This is a genomic window from Streptomyces omiyaensis, assembly GCF_014650895.1.
Classification (GTDB): Bacteria; Actinomycetota; Actinomycetes; order Streptomycetales; family Streptomycetaceae; genus Streptomyces; species Streptomyces omiyaensis.
The window spans coordinates 1-3,803 of record NZ_BMVV01000069.1 but is presented as its reverse complement, the minus strand read 5'-3'; the positions used below and the strand labels follow the sequence as shown (position 1 = coordinate 3,803).

5 protein-coding genes and 1 tRNA gene are annotated in these 3,803 nt (G+C 74.5%); 3 read left to right on the top strand and 3 right to left on the bottom strand.

The window, feature by feature from the left end; genetic code table 11:
* Positions 1-17 precede the first annotated feature (17 nt).
* Positions 18-139, top strand: a tRNA-OTHER gene (locus tag IE287_RS37995).
* Positions 140-328: 189 nt separating this feature from the next.
* Here the strand turns inward: IE287_RS37995 and IE287_RS37990 are convergent.
* Entirely contained in the window at positions 329-1,237 is a 909-nt protein-coding gene (locus IE287_RS37990; protein ID WP_229884014.1) for a LysR family transcriptional regulator, read from the bottom strand.
* A gap of 123 nt (positions 1,238-1,360) precedes the next feature.
* Here IE287_RS37990 and IE287_RS37985 point away from each other — a divergent pair, with 123 nt between their 5' ends.
* A complete protein-coding gene (locus IE287_RS37985; RefSeq protein ID WP_189853994.1) occupies positions 1,361-2,191 on the top strand; it encodes an oxidoreductase in 831 nt (276 codons plus the stop codon).
* A 268-nt stretch (positions 2,192-2,459) separates the two neighbouring features.
* On the opposite strand, the gene IE287_RS37980 is transcribed toward IE287_RS37985, so the two are convergent.
* Complete coding sequence (locus IE287_RS37980; RefSeq protein WP_268255027.1) at positions 2,460-2,660, bottom strand: CsbD family protein; 201 nt, start codon at positions 2,658-2,660, stop codon at positions 2,460-2,462.
* Between the two features lie 106 nt (positions 2,661-2,766).
* Between IE287_RS37980 and IE287_RS37975 the strand changes: the two genes are divergently transcribed.
* A complete protein-coding gene (locus tag IE287_RS37975; RefSeq protein ID WP_189853992.1) occupies positions 2,767-3,252 on the top strand; it encodes an MSMEG_6728 family protein in 486 nt (161 codons plus the stop codon).
* Positions 3,253-3,662: 410 nt separating this feature from the next.
* Here IE287_RS37975 and IE287_RS37970 read toward each other — a convergent pair.
* A partial coding sequence (locus IE287_RS37970) for a hydrophobic protein (RefSeq protein ID WP_189853956.1) occupies positions 3,663-3,803 on the bottom strand: 141 nt, incomplete at its 5' end.

The window sequence follows — 3,803 nt, the reverse complement described above, 5'->3', positions numbered from 1 at the left end:
GCGTTCTCGCAGGTTGCGGTGGCGTGGCAGAGCGGTCCATTGCGGTCGCCGTGGGCGAGGTCCCTCCCGCGGCGGGTGACGGGGACGGGGCGGACCTGCCCCCCCCTCTGTCTCGCGGGTTCGAATCCCGTCGTCACCGCAACCGACCAGCACCTGGCACGGCACGCGGACCTGCCACCCCGCACCACGGCCGCAGCGGCTGCGCCGGCGGCCGTTCTCACGACCGGCGCCAGTGGTCGGCCGCTGCGGGGCGCGGACATGATCACGGCCACGCCGACGGGGCGGACCAGGGCTCGGCGGGCCGTGGCACGGGCGGTGACGGCTCGGGTCAGGTGCGCGTGGCCGCGGCGGCCCCGGCCGCGGCGTCGGCGTAGTCGCGGACCAGGGGGCGCGTGTCGTCGGCGCGCCAGGCGAGGGCGAGGCGGGACTCCGAGACGCCGTCGACGGGGCGGGTGACGACGCCGCCGCGGGTGAGGAGCGGGGCGTTGCCCGTGGCGACCAGGCAGATGCCGAGGCCGCCGACCAGGGCCTCGTAGGTCTCGTCGGCGCCGGCGATCTGTGCGCCGACGACGGGCGGGCGGCCGTTGCGGGCGTCCAGGGCCGGCCAGTGGTCACGCAGCGCGGGGCCGGTGTCGGGCAGGGCGAGGAAGGGTTCGTCGAGGAGTTCGGCGAAGTCGATCCGTGTGCGGGCGGCCAGCGGATGGCCCTCCGGCAGGGCCACGAGGCGCGGTTCGGTGGCGACGACGACCCAGCGGAAGCGGTCCGCGCCGGCCAGCGGCAGCCAGACGAAAGCCACGTCGCTGCCACGATCGGCGAGGCCGGCCGTCGGGTCCTCCCAGCCGATCTGCCGCAGCCGGATGGCGGCCCGCGGACGGGACCGGGTGAAGCGCGAGCGGATCGCGGGCAGGAGCCCGCGCCGGCCGGGGCTGGTGCTCATCCCGACGACCAGGGTGCCGTTCGCCTCCCCTCGCGCCGCCCGTACCGCGCCCTCCGCCTCGTCCCAGGCGGCGAGCACCGTCCGGGCGTGCGGCAGCAGGGCCGTACCGACCTCGGTGAGGCGGACGCCCTGCCGGTCGCGGTCGAAGAGCGGGGCGCCGAGCTGCCGTTCCAGGGCCCGGATCTGCTTGCTGAGCGTGGGCTGGGAGACGTACGGCTTCTCCGCCGCCCGCGTGAAGTGCAGTTCCTCCGCGACCGTGAGGAAGTAGCGCAGATCCCGCCCGTGCACGTCGGTGGTCATGCCCATGGGCTATCACGGCGGATCTTGGACGGACAACTCCCCTGGAATCCATGCTCGTTGCGTCCCCGCCGGGTGGCCGGCGGGCGACACGTCCCGAGGGGCATCACGGAGGGGAAGACCGTCATGAGCAAGGTATGGCTGATCACGGGTGCCAACAGCGGCTTCGGACGCGCCTTCACCGAGGCCGCGGTCGCCGCCGGCGACGTCGTGGTCGCCGGCGCCCGCCGGGCGGGCGCCTTGGACGGCCTGGTCGCCGCCCACCCCGACCAGGTCGACGCCGTCACCCTCGATGTCACCGATCACGCCGCGGTCGACAGGGTGGTGGGCGAGGTCGCCGAGCGGCACGGCCGCATCGACGTCCTGGTCGACAACGCGGGCCGCACCCACGTCGGTTCGGTCGAGGAGACCGACGACGTCGAGCTGCGTTCGCTCTTCGACGTGCACGTCTTCGGCCCCGCCGCGCTGACCCGCGCCGTCCTGCCGTACATGCGTGCGCGCCGTTCCGGGGCGATCGTGCAGGTCAGCAGTGTCGGCGGGCAGATGTCGACGGCCGGCTTCGGCGCGTACAGCGCGACGAAGTTCGCCCTGGAGGGCATGTCGGAGGCGCTGGCCGCCGAGGTCGGCCCGCTCGGCATACACGTCCTGATCGTCGAGCCGGGCGCCTTCCGCACCAGCCTGTTCGGCAACGGCGGTCTCGGCCCGGACACGATCGCCGACTACGCGGACACGGTCGGCGCCACTCGCGCCTACGTGCAGGGCGGCGACGGCGGCCAGGCCGGCGATCCGGCGAAGGCCGCGGCGGCGGTGCTGGCCGCCCTGAACGCGGACGAGAAGCCCCTGCGGCTCGCTCTCGGCAGCGACTCCATCGACACGATCCACGCCCACCTGGAGCAGGTCCGCGGTGACCTCACCGCCTGGGAGGAGGTGGGCCGCGACACCAGGCTGGAGCATTAGCGCACGGCGGCGCCGTGCCCTGCCGGGCCGTGCCGTGCCCTGCCGGGCCGGGCCGTGCCCTGCCGGGCCGGGCCGTGCCGTGCCGTGCCGTGCCGTGCCGTGCCGTGCCGTGAGCGGCGTACCGGACCCGCCCCGGGGTGCGGGGGCAGGTCCGGTCCCGTCACGACTCGCCGGACCCGGGACGGACGTGCGAGGGCCCGTCCGTTCCCCGCACGAGCAGGGTGTTCCGGCACGGGGGCGTCGGAGGTCCGGCGGGGGGGCGAGGGGGTCAGTGCTTCCGGCGGTCCCGGAGGGAGTCCCCGACGCCCTTGGCCTGCTCCTCCGCCTTGCCCGCGACCTCGCGCGCCTTGCCCTTGACCTGGTCGGTCTTGCCCTCGGCCCGCATCCGTTCGTTGCCGGTCGCCTTGCCGACGACTTCCTTGGCCTTGCCCTTGGCCTGCTCCATCTTGCCCTTGGCCTTGTCCGCCACGGGACGTCTCCTTTCCGAGATGAACATTCCCCCACAAATTAGGGCAGATGTGTAAGTTTCGCCCATCGAGTCGATGAGCGGGGCCGGGACAGGGCAGCAGGTACGCATGCAGACCTTTCTGCCGTACGAGAGTTTCCTCGGCTCCGCCGCCGTGCTGGACACCAGGCGCCTGGGCAAGCAGCGCGTCGAGGCGCTTCAGGTCTTCCGGGGGCTGACCGTGCCGACGTACGGGTGGCGGCGGCATCCCGCGGTGCGGATGTGGGCCGGGTACGAGGAGGCGCTGGTGCGGTACGGGCTGGACGTCTGCGGTGTGTGGACCGGGCAGGGGCGGGCCGACACCTGCGCGGCGACCCTGCTGGAGGACTACCTCGCCTGGCGGCCGTCGGGCACGGTGCGCGGGCAGGACGAGCTCGCGCGGGCGGGTGAGGTGCCGCCGTGGCTCGGGGACCCGGCGTTCCACCGCAGTCACCGCTCGGCGCTCGTGCGCAAGGACCCGGCGCACTACCGGGACCTCTTTCCCGGGGTTCCGGACGATCTTCCCTCTGTGTGGCCGGCGTCCGACCGGGAGGTCCGCGAAGGCCGGGAGGGGTGAGGGGGCGTTGCGGGACGGGGCTTGCCGGATCCCCCGTCCCGAGCGCCGCCGGATGCGCCGGTCCCCCGGCCCCGGTCCGCCCCGGCGCGCGACGGCCGGCGGGCGGCCCCACCGCTCGTCGGCACCCACTCGAATCCGCCGTTCGGTGGTTCGTGGTGGCGGGGCCGGTACGTCCCCGTGCCGGCCCCGCCCCGGGCCGGACGCCGATCGTTGGAGGTGAGCAGGTTCCCCCTGCTGCGTCACGGCGACCGGCCCGGCTGCTGGTGCGCCTACCCCGGTCCGGGCACTTCACCTGGCGTGATCCGGCCGCCCGTGGAGCGGCAGCGGGCAGCGAGAGCGGCGGTGGCCCACCCCTCGGTGAGGGGTGGGCCACCGCCGCTCTCGCGTGACGGGCGCAAAGGTCCGTCCGTCTACCAGCGGTACCAGCGGCCGCTGCCGTTCTTCGGGCGGGCGACGAACCCGATCAGCCACAGGACCAGGACCGCGATGGCGATCCACCACAGGGCCTTCAACGCGAAACCCGCACCGAACAGAATCAGGATGAGCAGAAG